Here is a 17,694-nt window from a genome sequence, read left to right on the forward strand (position 1 = left end):
GACGAGAATGATCAGTTGAAGGCCTTCACCTCCAGCAGTCCTACCGAAGCTGCACCGCTGGTCAACGCGACCCGCAACCGCGTGGTACTGATCTGGCCGAAGGTGACCGCGTTGTACTGGTCCGCCGCCACCGGGTACGCGCTGGGTGACGGCACGTCGGCGTACGCGCTGCCGGTCCAGTACTGCAGTTTCCAGGACGCCGGCAGGTCGATGCCCTGGCCGTCGTCGAAGAAGTACACCTGGGCGGACGTCAGCGACTGCGCGGACGGCCAGGTCAGCTCGGCCCACTGCTGGCCGGTGTTGGGCCAGGTGCCCCAGCGCGGGTTCACCGTGTCGTTCGACGACGGCGGGTCGATGCCGTCGTTGAGCGCCGCGACGCTCTCCCAGGACGAGGTGAACGACGCGCTCGGCGTGGCGGTCAGCGCGAGGTTCGTCGACACCGGGGGTACGACCACGCCGCGCTGGTAGAGCTTGAGCTCGGTGAGCCCGGTCTTCGCGGTGCCGGTCGGCTGGGTGAACTGGATCCGCAGCCGCGACGTGGTGACCGGCGTGAAGTTGACCTTGTTGTAGTTGGACTGTGGCGTGCCGGGCGACTTGACCTGGGAGGTCGCGGCGACCCAGGCGGTGCCGTTCCAGTACTGCACCGTGTACGCGGTCGGCGGCCGGTACCGGTTGGTGGCCCGGTCGTTGCGGAAGTACAGCCGGGCCTCGTCGACCGTCCGGTTCGCGCCGAAGTTCAGCTCGTACCAGTCGGTGGCGTTGGTGCTGCCGTAGCTGCCCCAGAGCGGCGCGTTGGTCGGCAGGTCGTCGATCGCGGCCGCGGTCGTGGTGCCGGAGGCGGTGTACGACGCCGTCGCGGTGGCGCCGGCCGCCAGGTTGGTGGTGCTGGAGGTCAGGTCCACGCCGGCCTTGGCGAAGACGTCGACCATCCGCGCGCTGTTCTGCACCACGTTCTGCGGTGCCTGCAGCGACGGGAACGCGGCGCTGTAGGTGACCGTGCCGACCCCGGACGGAATGGTGACCGCGCCGGTGGCCGGGTTGTAGACGAACGGGGTGAGCCGGTCGACGGTGGCCACCCGGGTGCCGTTCAGGTAGATCGAGTAGCCCTGCGGGACACCGGCGTACTTGACCACGCCGTCGGCCGGGTCGTCCCAGACCACCGACAGGTCGGCGTTGCGGTAGCGCAGGTTGTTCACCGCGAAGTTCGGCCAGCCGATGGTGATCGGGGACAGCTCGATCTGCGCGTCGTTGCGCGGGCGCAGCCCGGCCACGTCCTCGATGATCGTCCAGTTGCTGCTGCCGAGGATGTTGTGGTGGATCCAGGAGCGGTAGGTGATCGCGCTGCCGTTCCAGTCGGCCCAGAACTCGTTCGCGTCGGGCCAGGCGGTGTTGCCGTCGACGTACTGGGCCCAGGTGTTCCAGTACAGCAGCTTCTTGTAGTCCTCACTGGTCATCGACGCGTTCGGGTAGTTGCGCAGCACCGACGAGTAGAGCCGGAACTGCACCGTCGAGTTGATCGTGGAGAAGTTGTTGCTGCCCGGGTTGCCGGCCGCCGCGGCCGCCGCCTTGTCCTTCTGGTTCGCCGTGTAGAACGGGAAGATCGGGTACTCGGCGGGGTCGGCGAACAGGCGCAGGGCGGCCTTGTACTGCTCGGTGTTCGGCATCAGGCCGACCGCGTACGGGTAGTAGTTGTTGATCTCCTTCCACGGCACGAACGCGTTCGTCGCCACGTGCTTGTGCTCGAGCAGCTGGTCGGCCGGGTTCCACAGCGTGGTGATCACGCCGTTTTTGATCCGGTCGGCGAGCGTCTGCATCTCGGTGCTCTTCGCGGTGTCACCGAGCAGCGCATAGGCCTGCTTGGCGGCGTTCGCGGCGGTCCACACGTAGGCGGTCTCGGCGCGGTCCAGGTTGCCGGTGCGCCAGTGGAACGACACCGCGTCGGCGTCATTTCCGGTCATCGCGCCCCAGTCGTACTCGATGACGCCGTTGTTGTTGGTGTCGTAGGTGGCCAGCTGGCCCTTGGCGTCGCCCTCGGCGTACCGGGCGAAATTGCGCAGCATGGCCGGCTGCCCGCCGTGGATCTGGTAGGCCCGCCAGGCCGCCTCGGCGATGTACTGGGTGTAGGAGTTCGACCAGTTCTCCGGGTCACCCGGGTTGTCGACGAACCGGCCGTTCGCCGAGTACTGCCCGACCGCCAGGTAAGGACCGTAGGAGTACTCGGCGTTGCGCAGGTACTTCAGGTCGTCGATGTGCATCGGCTGGGTCAGCGCGATCGCGTTGTTGTATCCGGTCGCGCCCTCGACCGACTGTGGGAACTGGAAGTCCTGCCCCGGGATGTCCGCGTCGAGGTGGTTGAACCGCATCAGCCACCAGCGGTAATAGATGTTCTTCTTGATCGCCGCGTCCGGCACGTCGATGTAGGGCACGTTGTCGGCCCACCACTTGTTGTAGGCCCGCACGTGGGTGGCGAACGCGTCGGCCGCGGTCCGGGCACGGTAGGCGTCGTACTCGGTCCGGGACGCCGGTATCTCGGTGGTGACGAACCCCAGCTGAACCTTGACCGTTACCGTCTGGCCCGCCGCGACCGTTACTGATCGGCTCAGCCCGCTGCTCGCGGCGGTGAAACCGTCACCGGAGAACCGCGGGTAGAGCGTGGTCAGGTTGTTCTTCACGGCCCGGGTGCCGGTCAGCTCGGTGCCGCTGACCGTGCTCGCGTAGGGCGAGGTGGCGTTCAGCGTCAGCGTCGCCGAGGCGGTGCCGGTGTTGACCACCGCAACGTTCGTGACCAGCACATTGTTGTCGGTGATGAACTTCGTGACGTCCAGCCGGACGGTGCCGCCGGTGTGCACGCTGCGCCAGTGGCTGGGTGCCTGCTTGCGCTGGGCGGGCTGCTCGGTGAACGTGCCCGGCGACGCGGTGATCGCGTAGGCGTTCTGACTGCTGATGTTGTCCCAGTAGGCGGCGTTGCCGCCGAAACCGATCACCGCGGGATTGTGCGTGTACATGAACGCGGCCCGCCCGCGGGTCATCAGCCAGGTGCCGGACGGGTCGTTACCGGTGCGGGCCAGCAGCCGGTCCATCCAGAAGTCGGTGCCGCCGGCCTCCGCGTCGTAGATGGCGCGCATGGTGTCGCCGGTGGAGTAGCCGACCGGCGGCGCGGGGATCGAGCCGGCGCCGGTGAAGGCGGGATAACCGATGGTCTGCGCGGCCATGGCCGCCTGCGGAAGGCTCAGGAAACCCACGATCAAAATCAGACCCATAGCGTACGAACACAGTCGTCGGATCACGGCTGGAACGCCTTCCACTCGAGCACGCCCGTGGAGTAGCCGGTCCGGGACGTGATGGACAATCGCAATCGCGTCGTGCTGATCGCCGGGAACGTGCTCACGTTCTCGGTGTTGCCGGCCACCCCGCACGCCGACTGCCCGGGCACCGCCGCGTACGCGCTGCCGGTCCAGTACTGCAGCTGGCAGGAGGCGGGCAGGTCGATGCCCTGGTCGTCGTCGAACCAGTAGACCGAGCTCTTGTTGATCGACTTGGCGGCGGGCCAGGTGTACTCGACCCACTGGGTGCCCTGCTGCGGCCAGTTGCCGTAGGCCAGGTTGGAACGGTCCGCGGAGCCGGCCGGGGTGCCGCCGTTGTTGATCGCGGCCAGGCTCTCCCACGAGGACACGTAGGATGTCGACGCGGTCGCCGACGGTCCCAGGTTGGTGCCGCTGCCGGTGCCGCCGCCGACGGTCGGGATGACTTTCTGGATCGTGCCGTCGGCGTTGAAGGTCAGCTTGTCCACCGCCACCGACCGGCGGAAGTTGCCGCCGCCCGGCGCGTCAGCGGTGTGGTAGACCAGGTACGACTGGCCGTTCAGCTCGGCGATCCCGGCGTGGTTGGTGGTCGACGAGACCTGGCCCAGGACGATGCCGCGCTCGGTCCACGGCCCGAGCGGGCTGCTCGCGGTCGCGTACCGCTGGCAGGCGTAGCTGGAGTTGGTGACGCAGCCGTTGGTGTCGTTCGCGGCGTACATCAGGTAGTAGAGGCCGTTGCGCTTGAACATCCACGGGGCCTCCCAGTAGTTGGTGAGCCCGGTCGGCGTGACCACCGCGCCGACCGTGTCGATCATGTTGGCGGCGAGCTTCACCGCCCGCGGCGACCAGTACCCGCCCCAGTACATGTACGCCTGGCCGTCGTCGTCGACGAAGACCGTCGGGTCGATGTTGAGCCCGGACGAGTTCGCCGTGCTGTCGCTGATCAGCGGTCCGCCCTTGGCGTCGGTGAACGGCCCCAGCGGGGTGTCGCCGACCGCGACGCCGATGTTCATCCAGCCCGCGCCGTTGCCGTTGATCGAGGTGTACCAGTAGTACTTGCCGTTGCGCGGCTCCACCTCACCGGCCCAGGCGTCGGCACCGGCCCAGGCGAAGGTGCCGATGTTGGCCTTGGCGCCGTTGTCGGTCCAGGTCTGCGCGTCGGTGGAGGACAGCACGTGCCACTCGCGCATCACGAAGTTGCTGGTCCCGGCGGGCGCCTCGTCGCGCCCGGCGTAGATGTACATGGTGTTGCCGACCACCAGGGGCGCGGGATCGGCGGTGTAGATGCTGGTGATGATCGGGTTGGCGGCCTGCGCGGGCAGGGCCACCGCGGCGACCGCGGTGACCACCCCGCACGCGGCGGCAACCCATCTTCTGGCGGACATGGGGGACTCCTTCACTGACCGGTGGAGTTCAGCTGGGACACCTCGGCCGCGGACAGGGCCCGGCTGTAGATCCGGAACCCGTCGACGGCCGCGGCGAGATAGGGATCGCCGGCGTACTGGGAGCGGCCGATCCAGTTCTGGGTGGTGGCGCCGAGCACGCTGGGCCGGATGGTCAGCGCGCTGTTGCGGGCCACCTCGGCGCCGTTGACGTAGAGCACGCCGAGGTTGCCGGTGTGGGTGACGGCCACGTGCGTCCAGACGCCGGTGGGCAGGGCGGCCGGGCCGTCGATGCGCTGCTCGGCGCCCGCGCCGCCGGTGGTGATGGCGTACCGCGGGGTGCCGGCGCTGCTGCGCGGGGTGAGGAACAGGTAGGTGCCGGTGCCCGCGCCGAGGTCGAACAGCCGGGGCCAGGTGGCCGCGGTGTCCAGCCGGACCCAGGCGGCGATGGTGAACGAGGTGGCGCCGGCGAGCAGCCCGGCCGGCAGGTTCACGTACGCGCCGGAGCCGGTGAGCTGCACCGCGCCGCCGCTGCGCCCGGTGGTGCGGGTGGCGCCGCCGGCCAGCGCGGCGTCGCGGCCGTTGCCGGTGGCGTCGAGCGCGGTGCTCCCGGACGCCTCGTCGAACGGGTAGTGCGCGGCGAACGTCCCGGCCACGTTCCAGTACACCGAGTACCGCTGGCCGTGGGTCTGGTAGAACGGCCGCAGCAGCACCGAACCGGCGGTGTACTCCAGCGGCACCCCGGTCGGTTGCAGGGCGGCCGGGTCCAGGTTGGGCAGCGCGCTCAGGTTGGTGGTGCCGAACTGCCCGGCCAGCACCACCGGGCCGTGCCGGACCGCGCGGACCGCCGGGTTGTCCGGGGTGGGTTCCAGGCTCAGCGCCATCGGCAGGCTGATGTCGACGGTGTCGCCGCTCGCCCAGGTCCGGTTGATCGCCAGGTAGGACCCGGGGACGGGGGAGCCGGTGAGGACGCCGTTGACCCGGACCTGGGCGCCGGTGGTCCAGGATGGGATGCGTACGCGCAGGTCGATCTGCCCGGTCCCGGTGATGGTCAGCCGGGACGTGGCGGTCTCCGGGAAGCCGGTCGCCTGGGTGACCGTGATCCCGCGGCCGGGCCAGGTGAGCGTCGCGGGGATGAACAGGTTCAGATACAGCGTGTTGCCGCTGGTGAACCAGATGCTGTCGGTGAACTTGGTGTTGGTCTCCATCCCGGTGCCGTGGCAGCAGGTGAAGTTGTCGTAGTCGTTGCTGTACGTCTTGAGCCCGCCGGCCCGCAGCGGCACGTAGTAGCAGTGGAAACCGTGCGCCGACGCCGGGTTCTGCGCGCCGAGCAGGTGGTTGACCAGCGCCTTCTCGTAGAAGTCCATGAACTCGGCGCCGCGGGCCGGGTCGGTGAGGAACAACTGGCGGGTCAGCTTGAGCATGTTGTAGCTGTTGCAGCACTCGCAGGTGGTGTCGGACAGCTCGCTAGCGATCCGGTTCGGCGCCTGGAAGTACTCGCCGTTGGAGTTGCCGCCGATCGCGTACGAGTGCTGCTTCACCACGAGGTTCCAGAAGGTGACCGCGATGTCGCGGTACCGGGTGTCGCCGGTGGCGTGGTACCCGCGGATCGCGGCGAGCGCCTTCGGGATCTGGGTGTTCGCGTGGAACCCGGCCAGCGCGTCCACGCCGGCGGCGAGCGGGTCGAGCACCTGCGCGTGGTCGAAGTACTGCGCGGTGGTCAGGTGCGCCGGGTTCTCGCTGAGCTGGTACAGGTTGAACAGGGTCTCGCCGATCCCGCCGAACTCGACGCGCAACATCTGCTGCCGCTGCGCGTACGAAAGCAGGCTGTTGCGGGCCTGGACCCACGCGGCCTTGCGCTCGAGCACGGTCCGGGCCAGCGCGGACCCGGTCAGCTGGTGCATGTCCAGCAGACCCGCAACGATCTTGTGCAGCGTGTAGTACGGCGCCCACACCTGCTGGCCGGCCTCGAGCCGGTCGATGAAGCTCTCCGGGTATGCGGACAGGAACCCGTTCGGGCGCTGGCAGAGCGCCAGCTCGGCGACCAGGTAGTCGCCCTTGGTCTTGAACGCGGCCTCGCCGGTGCTCGCGTACGCCTGGGCGAGAGCGGTCAGCACGTGCCCGATCGAGTGCCCGCGCAGCTCGGTGGACGGCGACTCCCAGCCGCCGCAGGGTGTCGCCGACGACGGCCGCCCGGCGGTCACCCGGAACATGTGCAGCAGCCGGTCGGCGTCCAGGAAGCGCAGGTAGGCGTGGGTGCGCGCGGTGTTCTCGGCGAACCGACCGGCGCCCAGCCGGACGGCGGTGAGCGGGAACGCGTACGCGGTGACGCCGGCGTCCGGGCGGAGCGCGAGGGCCGGGCCGGCCGGCAGCAGGGCGGCGGCCTTGAGGAGGGTACGACGGGACGGCATGGGACGGCACCTTTCGCCGGAGTCCCGGCCGGGGGCCCGGCCGGGACGGGATCTGCAGGGGGACGGCGCGATCAGTAGCCGTAGCGGTTCTTGAGGTGCCGCCACCAGTCGCGGAACATCCAGGCGTCGAACTCGGTGATCTGGGTGGCGGTGCCGGCCTGCATGAGGAAGCCGCCCACGCCGGTCGGGGTCCAGTCGTAGAAGTCGTCAAGGCCCCAGGTGTGGCCCATCTCGTGCAGCAGGATGTGGATGTTCGTGGCGGTCAGGTTGCCCATGAAGTACTCGCGGCCGATCCGCTGGCCCCAGTCGCCGCCGGCGCCTCCGCCGAAGCCGTCGGTGAGCCACAGCGACTGGTCGTAGTGGTGGGCGTAGCCGCCCGGGCAGCTGGGGTACTGCGCGTTCTGGTGGAAGAACCGCCCGCACGGCTCGGAGCACTGCGGCGCGTTCTCCCGGATGTCGTTGACGTAGATGTCCACCGAGGAGTCGGTCCACTGCAGCTGGGACCGGTTGCGCACGGCCCAGCCGACCACCTTGACCGGCACGTCGGCGTACGGCCAGGCGTTGTGCCCGACCAGCTCGTCCATCCACTTCTTGTGCTGCCGGGCCAGGGTGGCCTGGATCTGGTCGCGCTGGGCCGCGGTCACCGAGGCCGTGGAGTCCCAGCGGACGCAGTAGTTGATGTACCCGCGGTTGGCCATCACCTGGTCCCAGCCGTAGTTGCGGAACCCGTACAGGTCGCCGTAGGTCTGTTCCTGGTGCTGCCAGACCTGGGCCAGCGGGGTGACCAGGTTCGCCGGCGGGCTCCAGGTCGGTGGAGCGGCCCAGGCCGGGGCCGGCACCATGACGACCGCCAGCAGCAGGGCGATCCACTTTGCTTTCACGAGGCCTCCTTTAATCGATGTTGATCTATCTATGTCCCGGCACTTCACCCCCACGACGATCGGTGCTGGTGGATGAGCGGCACTCTTGATCCGGGCCGCCCGTAGGTGAGACTTCCTTACGAAAAGGTTTTCGGCAAGATGTGCACCGTGTTACGAATGGGTCCTCCGTAACGGGCGATAGTGCTGGTAGCGTCCCCGCAACCACAGAGGACCGGCACCGAAAGGCAGTTGATGGGACGGCGAAGATCCGAGGCGATCACCCTGGCCGACGTGGCCCGCCGGGCCGGCTGTTCGGTGGCCACCGCGTCGAAGGCGCTCAATGCCCGCGATCAGGTCGCCGAGGCCACCCGGCAGCGGGTGCTGGACGCCGCCGCCGAGCTGTCGTTCCACCCCAACGCGCTCGCCCGCGGCCTGATCTCCGGCCGCACCCGGGCCATCGGCCTGCTCACCGACGAGCTCGGCGGCCGGTTCTCGATCCCGATCCTGCTCGGCGCGGAGAACGCCCTGGGCAACGAGCGGATGTCGGTGCTGCTCTGCGACGCCCGCGGCGACGACGCCCGGCGCCGGCACTACGTCACCACGCTGCTGGCCCGGCAGGTGGACGGCTTCATCGTGGTCGGCGACAACAACGACCTGCGGCCCGCGCTGCCGCGGAACCTCCCGGTCCCGGTCGTCTACGCGTACGGCGAGTCCGGGCATCCCGACGACGTCTCGGTGATCGCCGACGACGAGGGCGGTGCGCGGCTGGCCGCCGACCATCTGATCAGTCTCGGTCGCCGCCGCATCGCGCACATCACCGGCCCGCGCGGCTACCGGGCGGCCCGCGACCGGGCGGCCGGGCTGCGCGCGGTGCTGGCCGAGCACGACCTGCCGCTGGCCGGCGGCGAACCCTGGTACGGCGAGTGGTCCCAGCGCTGGGGCCGGCTCGCCGCGCACCGGCTGCTCGCCGCGCATCCCGGCCTCGACGCGATCTTCTGCGGCAACGACCAGATCGCCGCCGGGGTGGCACAGACCCTGCGCGAACGCGGCCGCCGGATCCCGGACGACGTGGCCCTGGTCGGCTACGACAACTGGACCGAGTTCGCCGCGGACTGCCGCCCGCCGCTGACCACCGTCGACCTCAACCTCGAGGAGCTGGGCGCGACGGCGGTCCGGCACCTGTTCGCGGCGATCGAGGGCCACCCGTCCCGCGGCGTGCTGCGCGAACCGTGCCGCCTGGTGGTCCGCGACTCCACGGTGCCCGGCCCGGAACCGGCGGGCCGCCGCCCCGGATAGTGCCGGGACGGCGGCTCCACACCGTACCCAAGGGGTCTTGATGGTCGGCGGATCACCGCGACCGGAGGCCGGGTCGTCAGGCGGCGGCGGTGTTCAGCGGATCGCTGAGGAGGCGTTCGAAGGCCAGTTCGGCAGCGCCGATCAGCGGGGCGTCGTCGCCGAGCAGGGCGACGCTCAGTCGCAGGCCGGCGCGGCAGGCCGGCAGGGCGGACGCGTGCAGGCGGCCGCGGACCTGGTCGTGGCCGTCGCGGTAGAGGCCGGCCAGGGTGCCGCCGAAGACGACGGCGCCCGGGTTGAGGATGTTGACCAGGTTGGCGAGGCCGTGGCCCAGCCAGAGTGCCGCGCGGGCCCGATCGCCGGCCGCGGCGCTGATCTCGGCCTCCCAGCAGCCCCGGTGCCCGCAGCGGCACGGGTGGCCGTCCGGGTTGACCACCATGTGGCCGGCCTGGGCGCCGATGCCGTTGTGGCCGGTGAACCCGCGGCCACCGATGATCAGTCCGGCGCTGATGCCGTCGTCGCCGTGCAGGTGGATGACGTCGTCGACGCCGACCGCCGCGCCACGGGTGTGTTCGGCGAGCGCCGCGAGGTCGGCGAGGTTGCCGACCTGGACCGGGTGATCGAGGCCCAGGGCCTCGCCGAGGGTCTCGCCCAGGGCCGGGTCGCGGTCCGTTCCCACCACCGCGACGGCACAGCCGAGCGGGACGCTGCCATCGGTGGGGCGCAGCTCGCGGGCCAGCCCGGTGAGCGTGGCGGTCAGATCGTTTCCGGACGGCCGGGCGACGGTCCGGCTGTCCAGGATGTCGCCGCCGAGCCCGATCCGGGCAGCGCGCAGCCGGCCTGCCTCCACGGTCAGCGCGTACGCGGAAAAGCCGGCGGCGTTGGTGCGCACCACCGGTGACGGGCGCCCGGCGCGGCCGCTGGCCCGGGGCGCGCCCTCGTGGACCAGCCCGACGGCGGTCAGCTCGGCGGCGAGCGCGCCGATGGTGCTGCGGTTGAGTCCCAGTTCGCTGGTCAGTTCGGCGCGTGAGGTGGCACCTCGTAGGTGCACGTAGCGCAGCACCGCGCCCAGGTTCCGCCGGCGCACCGCCTCCTGGTGAGGGACGGACACGACGTCTCCTTCTGGTGGTATCGCAAATCCCTCTGATGGTGTCGCAAACAGCGAACGGGTGCCCCCGGCAGAGCCGGGGACACCCGCAGTCGCTAACCGGGAATTACTTGGTGAGCGCGGACAGCTTCGGGTCGTTCGCGTAGGCCTCGGCAGCGTTCGCCTTGGTCACGATGACCGGGGGGAGCAGGTAGGCCGGGACGACCTTGGAACCGTTGTCGTACGACTTGGTGTCGTTGACGGTCGGCGCGGCACCGGTCTGCAGGGCCTGGACCATCTTGATGCTCTCGGCCACCAGGGTGCGGGTGTCCTTGTTGATGGTGGAGTACTGCTCGCCAGCCATGATCGACTTGACCGACTCGACCTCGGAGTCCTGACCGGTGACGACCGGGATCGGCTTGCCGGCGGCCTTGACCGAGGTGATGATGGCGCGGGCCAGGGTGTCGTTCGGCGAGAGGACGCCGTCGAGGGTCTTGGCGCCGTTGTAGGTGGAGGTCAGCAGCGAGTCCATGCGGGACTGCGCACCCTCGGCCTTCCAGCCCTGGATGGCGGTCTGCTTGACGTCCTTCTGGCCGGAGCCGACGACGACGTCACCCTTGTCGATCAGCGGCTTGAGGACGTCCATCGCACCGTTGAAGAAGACACCGGCGTTGTTGTCGTCCGGCGAGCCGGAGAACAGCTCGACGGTCCACGGGCCGGTCGGCTTCTTGGCCTTCATGCCGTCCAGCAGGGCCTGGCCCTGGAGCTGGCCGACCTTGAAGTTGTCGAACGCGATGTAGTAGTCGACGTCCTTGGTGTTGGTGATCAGCCGGTCGTAGGCGATCACGGTCGCGCCGGCGGCCTTGGCCGCGGTGACCTGGGTCGACAGCTGCGCGGCGTCGGTCGCGCCGATGATGATGACCTTGGCACCCTTGGTCACCATGGCGGTGATCTGCGCCTGCTGGTCGGCGACGGTCGTCGACGCACCGGCGTACTGCACGTCGGACTGGAAGCCGGCGGTCTTGAGGCCGTTGGTGAACAGGTCACCCGCGAGGACCCAGTTCTCCGAGGTCTTCGACGGCAGCGCCACGCCGATCAGGGCGTCCTTGGCGAAGCCCTTGGCGGCGGTACCGGTGTCGGTGCCGGTGTCGCCGTCACGGTCGCTACCACCACAGGCGGCGAGACCGAGGGCGAGCAGAGCGGCCGTGCTGACGGCCAGGCTCCGGGTGAAGAATTTGCTCATGGTGCGGTAGACCCTTCTGTTTCTTTAATCTGGGAGTGAGAGAAGTCAGTTGGAAGCGGGGGTCTTGTCGTCGGCGACGCGCTCGACGACCGGCGCCGCGGCCGGGGTGACCGGCTCGTCGCGGCGGAACGGTTTCGTCAACGCACCGACGATCGAGAACTTGCCCTGCTTCTTGTTGTAGACGTCCAGGGCGACCGCGCCGAGCAGGAACAGACCCTTGATGATCTGGACCTTGTCGGAGCCGGTGCCGATCAGCTGCAGGCCGTTGTTCAGCACTGCCATGACCAGACCACCGACGATGGCGCCGCTGATCGTGCCGAGGCCACCGGCGACTGCCGCGCCACCGATGAAGACGGCGGCGATCGCGTCGAGTTCCCAGCCGTTGCCGTCCTGCGGGCCGGAGGCCGCGGACCGGGCCACGAAGATCATGCCGGCCAGAGCGGCCAGGACCGACATGTTCATCATGACGTAGAAGTTGACCCGGCGGAGCTTGACGCCGGACAGCTCGGCGGCGCGGGAGTTGCCACCCACCGCGTAGATGTGCCGGCCACCTGAGGTGTTCCGGGTGTAGAACGAGTACGCGATCACCAGAACGGCCAGAATGATGCCCGAGATGGGGAAGCTGGTGCCGACCCGGCCACCGGCGAAGCGCAGCGTCGCGAAGACGATCACGGCGACCATCAGGGCCATCCGCAGGATCGCGATCCACAGCGGGCTGGGCTCGGCGCCGACCATCTGCTGCCGGACCTGCCGGGCGCGCAGCTCCCGCCAGATCACCGCGAGGCAGGCGAGCAGGCCGAGGATCAGGGTCCAGTTGTTGTACCCGGTGTTCGGGCCGAACTCCGGCAGGTAGCCGGAGCCGATCTCCCGGAAGCCCTCCGGCACCGGCACCGTGCTGGCGTCGCCGATGTACTGGTTGCCGCCGCGGAACAGCAGCATGCCGGCCAGCGTGACGATGAACGCCGGTACGCCGACGTACGCCACCCAGAAGCCCTGCCACGCGCCGATCGCCGCGCCGACGACCAGGCCGAGCAGGATGCCCAGCGGCCACGGCACGTCGTGCTCGGTGATCGCCTTGGCCACGATGATGCCGGTGAACGCGGCGACCGAGCCGACCGACAGGTCGATGTGGCCGGCCACGATCACCATCAGCATGCCGATGGACAGGATCGAGATGTACGCGTACTGCTGGGTCAGCGCGATCAGGTTGCCGGAGGTGAGCGTCAGCCCGTCCGTCTTCACCTGGAAGAACACGATGATCGCCAGCAGCGTGAAGATCATCCCGAACTGGCGCGCGTTCGAGGTACCGCCCCCGAACAGGTTCTTCTGCAATTCTTTAAATCGGCTCATGACGTGGCCAGCTTCTTCATCGAGGTCATCTGCTTCATGAGGAGTTCGGGTGCGGCGTCACGCCGGGCGATCTCGCCGGTGATCGAGCCTTCGAACACGGTGTAGATGCGGTCGCAGAGCCCGATCAGCTCGGGCAGCTCGGAGGAGATGACGATGACGCCCTTACCCTCGTCGGCGAGCCGCTGGATGATGCCGTAGATCTCGTACTTCGCGCCGACGTCGATGCCACGGGTCGGCTCGTCGAGGATCAGCAGGTCCGGGTCGGTGAACATCCACTTCGCCAGGACGACCTTCTGCTGGTTGCCACCGGAGAGCTTGGTGACCCCCTCATCGACGGTCGGGGTCTTGATCCGCAGGTTCTTGCGGTACTCCTCGGCCTGCTGGTACTCGGCCGCCTCGTCCAGGACACCGTGCTTGGTGATCTTGGAGAGCTTGGCGGCGACGACCGAGGTCTTGATGTCGTCGAGCAGGTTCAGGCCGACCGCCTTGCGGTCCTCGCTGACGTACGCCAGGCCGTTCGCGATGGCGTCCGAGACGTTCTTGAGCTTGACCTCTTTGCCGTCCTTGATGATCGTGCCATCGAGGAAGACGCCGTAGGACCGGCCGAAGATGCTCATCGCCAGCTCGGTGCGGCCGGCGCCCATCAGACCGGCGAAGCCGACGATCTCGCCACGCCGCACGGTGAAGTTCGAGTTCTTGCAGACCAGCCGGTCGGCGGAGATCGGGTGCCGGACCGTCCAGTCGCGGACCTCGAAGAACACCTCGCCGATCTTCGGCTCGTGGTCCGGGAACCGGCTGTTGAGGTCACGGCCGACCATGCCGCGCACGATCCGGTCCTCGTCGGCGCCCTCGCCCTTGACGTCGATCGTCTCGATCGACTTGCCGTCGCGCAGGATCGTGATCGAGTCGGCGACCGCCTCGATCTCGTTCAGCTTGTGCGAGATCATGATCGAGGTGATGCCGCGCGACCGGAACCCGCGCAGCAGGTCCAGCAGGTGCTGCGAGTCGTTCTCGTTCAGCGCGGCGGTCGGCTCGTCCAGGATGAGGAGCTTGACGTCCTTGGCGAACGCCTTGGCGATCTCGACGAGCTGCTGCTTGCCGACGCCGATGTCCTTGATCAGGGTGTCCGGGTCCTCGCTGAGCCCGACCCGGGCCATCAGCTCGAGGGCCTGACGGTTCGCGGCCTGCCAGTCGATCCGGCCGAACCGGCGCGGCTCGTTGCCGAGGAAGATGTTCTCGGTGATGGACATGCCGGGCACCAGCGCGAGCTCCTGGTGAATGATCACGATTCCGGCGTTCTCGCTGGCCCGGATGTCGGAGAACTTGGTCTCCGCACCCTGGTACAGGATCGATCCGCTGTAGGAGCCGTACGGGTAGACGCCGCTGAGCACCTTCATCAGCGTCGACTTCCCCGCACCGTTCTCCCCGCAGATCGCGTGGATCTCGCCGGAGCCGACCACCAGGTTGACGTTCGACAGCGCCTTGACGCCGGGGAACTCCTTGGTGATGCCTCGCATCTCCAGCAACGGCGGAGCGCCGCCCATGTTCGCCTCCAGGGGTGCCAGACGAAGACCGTCATCCGCCCGGGGGCGGCTGGGCTCGTACAGCTGTCGAAGCAGCCGGGGTAGCTCTACTCGAGGCTGGCCCCGTCTTTTCGAGACGGAAACTTTCTTGTGCCGGGACTGTAAATCCAATTGTTTTACTAAGTCAACGCGAGGCGGCATCATGTTGGTAACAGCTCGATGGAGGCTCGCGCGTGCGACGAACAGGGACGAATCTTCCAAAGGTCGGTCAGTACAACCAAGCGGTCGTACTCGACCAGATCCAGCACGCCGACGGCATAAGCCGTGTGGAGATCGCCCAGCTCACCGGTCTCACCCCGCAGACCGTGTCCAGTATCGTCCGCCGGCTCATCGGTGACGGCATCGTCCGGGAGGACGGCGCCGAGTCGTCCTCCGGCGGCAAACCCCGGACCCGCCTGCGGATCAACGCGGCCGCCGGTCTCGCGGTCGGTGTGCACTTCGACCCGGTCCAGATCACCTGCGTGGTGGTCGACCTGCTGGGCCAGCCGCTGGTCACCATGCAGCGGCCCACCCCGCCGGACGCCGACCCGGAACGGATCACCGAGGCGGTGGCCGAGATCGTCGGCGAGGTGCTCGCCGCGGCCGGCCTGCGGCACGACCAGGTGCTGGGCCTGGGCCTGGCCACCCCGGGACCGATCGACCAGTCCCTGGGCATCCTGGTGGTGCCCCCGCTGCTGCCCACCTGGGGCCGGGTGCCGCTGAAGAAGATGCTGGTCGAGGCGACCGGCATGCCGGTCACCCTGGACAACGACGCGACCGCGGCGGCGATAGGCGAACGCTGGGCGGGCGCCGGGCGCGGGGTGGGCAACTTCGCGTACTTCTTCTTCGGCGCCGGCATCGGCGGTGGGCTCATCCTCAGCCACCAGATCTACCGCGGCGGATCGATGAACGCCGCCGAGTTCGGGCACACCTCGGTGCAGGAGGTCGGTCCGCCCTGCTACTGCGGCAACCGGGGCTGCCTGGAGAGCCTGATCAGCCCGGCCGCCCTGGTGGGCGAGACCCGGCGCCGGCTGGCCGCGGGGGCCGGCCGGAAATCCCGGCTCGCGAAGCTGTTCGAGGACGACCCGGCCTCGGTGGACTACGACGCGCTGCGCCTGGCCGCGGCCGACGGCGAGCCACTGGCCGTGGAGATCATCGAGGCGGCCGCCGAGCGGCTGGCCACCGCGGTGGTCAACGTCGCGAACGTGGTCGACGTGGACCTGTTCGTGCTCGGCGGGCACGGCCTGCGGCACATCGAGGACCGGTTCCGGAGCGCGGCGGAACGGGCGCTGGCGACCCGCACGCTGGCCCGTCGTATCCGTACGGTGAAGGTGGAACTGTCGCCGCTCGGCCCGGGCGCCGCCGTGATCGGTGCGGCCGCCCTGGTCCTCTACGACACCTACTCGCCGCAGGTGTCCGAGCTGCTGTCGCTCTGACCGGAAAAGGCTCGCCCGCGTGAGACGCGGACGAGCCTTTTCGGACGAACAGCCTGGTCAGCCGCCCAGAACCGGGGGAGCGGCGTTGCTGCCACCCCACACCATCTCGTCCTCGGTCAGCCAGGTGGTGCGCTCGTCGGCCTCGTCCTCGTCGCCCCGGCCCGCGCCACGCCCGGCGGCGTTGCCCGGGACCTGGCCGCCCTTGCCGTGCAAGCCGTCCCGGACACCCAGGTCACCGGCCGTCCCGCGACCGGCACCGGGCCCGTTGCCGGCACCGTGACCGCCGGACGACGACGCGCGAGCCGTCTCGCCGCCACGCCCGCCGCCACTGCCACCGGCCGACATCGACCGGCCGCCGGGCGGGTTGGCGCCCTGCACACCGGCGCCCGAGGAGCCGTTGGTGAGCAGCGCGGCGCCACCGACCAGACCGGCGGCGAGCGCGAGCCCGCCACCGGCCGCGAGCCAGCCGTTGCCGCTGCCACCGGTCAGCGAGGAGCCGCCGCCGGCCGTGATCAGACCCGGGCTGGTGCCCGGACCGGTCGTGCCGCCGCCACCACCCGCGCCGGCCAGGCCGGTGCCGGGCGGCTCGTCGCCGACACCCAGGGTGGGTGAGGTCGTCGCGTGGTCACCGCCGCCACCGGTGCCGATGTCCGGCCCGGTCGAGGCGTGCGTCGGCGTGGCGATGGTGCGCTCGGACTTCAGCCCGCCGAGCCCGGTGGACCCGGCGCTGCTGACCGCGGCGGACGTGCCGACCGACGTCGCCTTGTAGCCGTCGTCGTTGATGCTGCGCGGCAGGCCCGGGTCGACCGGCTTCAGCGGCGGCGCCCACGTCGAGCCCTCGGCCGTCTGGTAGGACGCCGCCAGGCCCGCGACCAGCTCGATCATGCGGTTGTGCGCCTTGTCCTGCTCGGCCTTGTCCTGCTGACGACCGTAGATGCTGCCGATCAGCGCGCCGGGCGCGCCACCGACCAGGCCGCCCTTGAACGCCCCGGAGATCGCCTTGTCGTTGTCGTCGGTCTCCGCCGGGTCCTCGGCCTTGGCCTGTGCCGAGCGCAGCACGGCGGCCTGCTCGGTGAGCCCGGTGCCGAACCGCTGGTACTCCTCGCTCAGCGTCTGGGCGTGCCCGGACACCAGCGACAGCCGCTGCTTGAACTCGGCGCCACCGGTGCTGTCCCACGACCCGGAGAGCTTGCCCAGATCGGTGTCGAGGGCCCGGGCCAGGTCGGCCAGGGTGCTCGTCATCGCCGACCACTTGGCGGCCAGTCCGTCGATCTGGCCCGGGTCACCGGCCTTGAGGTCGTTGTACAACTTCTCGTGGCTCACGCCCTCGTACTTGGCGTAGAACTCGTCAGCCATTACTCGCCCTCCAGGGCCGTGTAGACACCGGTGAGGGCCGAGCCGATGGCCTCGGCGTTGGCGCGGTTGCGCGCCTCCGTGGTGCTGTAGTTCGCGATGATCGTGGTGGTCGCCTCCTTGGCGGCCACGATCGCCGCCCGCAGGCTCAGCGCCCGGGAACGGTGCTCCTGCAGCAACTCGTTGTACCGCTTGGCGCCGGCGTTCGCGTCGGCGAACTCGCCCAGCTGCGGCGGCCGGCACGCCAGCTCGTTGTCGAGCTGGCGCAGCACGAACTCGGCCTCGGCCAGCCGGGCGGTGAGTGTGTCGTGGAAATCCTCCAACGAGAGGACATCCACCGTGGTGCGTTGGTCGGTCATCGCGTCATCCCCGTTCGATCTGCGCGACCGCATCGGCGATCTACTGTCGTTCGCTG

At 69.5% G+C, this 17,694-nt stretch carries 12 protein-coding genes; 2 read left to right on the plus strand and 10 right to left on the minus strand.

Features of this window, described 5'->3' with window-relative positions; all coding sequences use genetic code 11:
- Positions 1 to 11: 11 nt before the first annotated feature.
- The 4 genes from ADL15_RS28770 to ADL15_RS28785 all read right to left on the minus strand — a co-directional run bounded on the left by ADL15_RS28770 (position 12) and on the right by ADL15_RS28785 (position 7,976).
- Positions 12 to 3,242 carry a discoidin domain-containing protein gene (locus ADL15_RS28770; RefSeq protein WP_232344421.1) on the minus strand — a complete coding sequence of 1,077 codons (3,231 nt, stop codon included), beginning with the start codon at positions 3,240 to 3,242 and terminating at the stop codon, positions 12 to 14.
- A 41-nt stretch (positions 3,243 to 3,283) separates the two neighbouring features.
- Positions 3,284 to 4,687: a family 43 glycosylhydrolase gene (locus tag ADL15_RS28775; protein WP_067697720.1), complete on the minus strand. Its 1,404-nt coding sequence runs from the start codon at positions 4,685 to 4,687 to the stop codon at positions 3,284 to 3,286.
- 11 nt (positions 4,688 to 4,698) lie between these two features.
- Positions 4,699 to 7,095 carry a glycoside hydrolase family 127 protein gene (locus ADL15_RS28780; protein ID WP_067697722.1) on the minus strand — a complete coding sequence of 799 codons (2,397 nt, stop codon included), beginning with the start codon at positions 7,093 to 7,095 and terminating at the stop codon, positions 4,699 to 4,701.
- 71 nt (positions 7,096 to 7,166) lie between these two features.
- Complete coding sequence (locus ADL15_RS28785) at positions 7,167 to 7,976, minus strand: hypothetical protein (protein WP_083971866.1); 810 nt, start codon at positions 7,974 to 7,976, stop codon at positions 7,167 to 7,169.
- A gap of 231 nt (positions 7,977 to 8,207) precedes the next feature.
- Between ADL15_RS28785 and ADL15_RS28790 the strand changes: the two genes are divergently transcribed.
- Positions 8,208 to 9,251, plus strand: coding sequence for a LacI family DNA-binding transcriptional regulator (locus ADL15_RS28790; RefSeq protein ID WP_067697724.1), 1,044 nt, complete (start codon positions 8,208 to 8,210; stop codon positions 9,249 to 9,251).
- A 76-nt stretch (positions 9,252 to 9,327) separates the two neighbouring features.
- Here ADL15_RS28790 and ADL15_RS28795 read toward each other — a convergent pair whose 3' ends face one another.
- The 4 genes from ADL15_RS28795 to mmsA form a co-directional block, all read right to left on the minus strand.
- Positions 9,328 to 10,359 (minus strand): ROK family protein, encoded by a 1,032-nt coding sequence (locus tag ADL15_RS28795; protein ID WP_338025578.1) that lies wholly within the window; start codon positions 10,357 to 10,359, stop codon positions 9,328 to 9,330.
- Between the two features lie 103 nt (positions 10,360 to 10,462).
- Entirely contained in the window at positions 10,463 to 11,578 is a 1,116-nt protein-coding gene (locus ADL15_RS28800) for a substrate-binding domain-containing protein (RefSeq protein ID WP_067697728.1), read from the minus strand.
- A gap of 45 nt (positions 11,579 to 11,623) precedes the next feature.
- A complete protein-coding gene (gene mmsB, locus ADL15_RS28805; protein ID WP_067697730.1) occupies positions 11,624 to 12,928 on the minus strand; it encodes a multiple monosaccharide ABC transporter permease in 1,305 nt (434 codons plus the stop codon).
- Complete coding sequence (gene mmsA, locus ADL15_RS28810) at positions 12,925 to 14,472, minus strand: multiple monosaccharide ABC transporter ATP-binding protein (RefSeq protein WP_067697732.1); 1,548 nt, start codon at positions 14,470 to 14,472, stop codon at positions 12,925 to 12,927. Before mmsA ends, mmsB begins: the two co-directional genes overlap by 4 nt.
- A gap of 212 nt (positions 14,473 to 14,684) precedes the next feature.
- Here mmsA and ADL15_RS28815 point away from each other — a divergent pair, with 212 nt between their 5' ends.
- Positions 14,685 to 15,926: an ROK family transcriptional regulator gene (locus tag ADL15_RS28815; protein WP_067697739.1), complete on the plus strand. Its 1,242-nt coding sequence runs from the start codon at positions 14,685 to 14,687 to the stop codon at positions 15,924 to 15,926.
- A gap of 57 nt (positions 15,927 to 15,983) precedes the next feature.
- Here the strand turns inward: ADL15_RS28815 and ADL15_RS28820 are convergent, their stop codons facing one another.
- Together ADL15_RS28820 and ADL15_RS28825 are read right to left on the minus strand one after the other, a co-directional pair.
- Entirely contained in the window at positions 15,984 to 17,282 is a 1,299-nt protein-coding gene (locus ADL15_RS28820; RefSeq protein ID WP_067697741.1) for a WXG100 family type VII secretion target, read from the minus strand.
- Positions 17,282 to 17,638, minus strand: coding sequence for a hypothetical protein (locus tag ADL15_RS28825; protein ID WP_067697742.1), 357 nt, complete (start codon positions 17,636 to 17,638; stop codon positions 17,282 to 17,284). Before ADL15_RS28825 ends, ADL15_RS28820 begins: the two co-directional genes overlap by 1 nt.
- Positions 17,639 to 17,694: the final 56 nt, after the last annotated feature.

It is taken from the genome of Actinoplanes awajinensis subsp. mycoplanecinus (genome assembly GCF_001509495.1).
GTDB lineage: Bacteria > Actinomycetota > Actinomycetes > Mycobacteriales > Micromonosporaceae > Actinoplanes > Actinoplanes palleronii.

Coding starts and splice junctions, on each gene's coding strand:
- ADL15_RS28775 (WP_067697720.1), bottom strand. CDS start 4,687: ATGTCCGCCAGAAGATGGGTTGCCGCCGCGTGCGGGGTGGTCACCGCG.
- ADL15_RS28780 (WP_067697722.1), bottom strand. CDS start 7,095: ATGCCGTCCCGTCGTACCCTCCTCAAGGCCGCCGCCCTGCTGCCGGCC.
- ADL15_RS28790 (WP_067697724.1), top strand. CDS start 8,208: ATGGGACGGCGAAGATCCGAGGCGATCACCCTGGCCGACGTGGCCCGC.
- ADL15_RS28800 (WP_067697728.1), bottom strand. CDS start 11,578: ATGAGCAAATTCTTCACCCGGAGCCTGGCCGTCAGCACGGCCGCTCTG.
- mmsB (WP_067697730.1), bottom strand. CDS start 12,928: ATGAGCCGATTTAAAGAATTGCAGAAGAACCTGTTCGGGGGCGGTACC.
- mmsA (WP_067697732.1), bottom strand. CDS start 14,472: ATGGGCGGCGCTCCGCCGTTGCTGGAGATGCGAGGCATCACCAAGGAG.
- ADL15_RS28820 (WP_067697741.1), bottom strand. CDS start 17,282: ATGGCTGACGAGTTCTACGCCAAGTACGAGGGCGTGAGCCACGAGAAG.
- ADL15_RS28825 (WP_067697742.1), bottom strand. CDS start 17,638: ATGACCGACCAACGCACCACGGTGGATGTCCTCTCGTTGGAGGATTTC.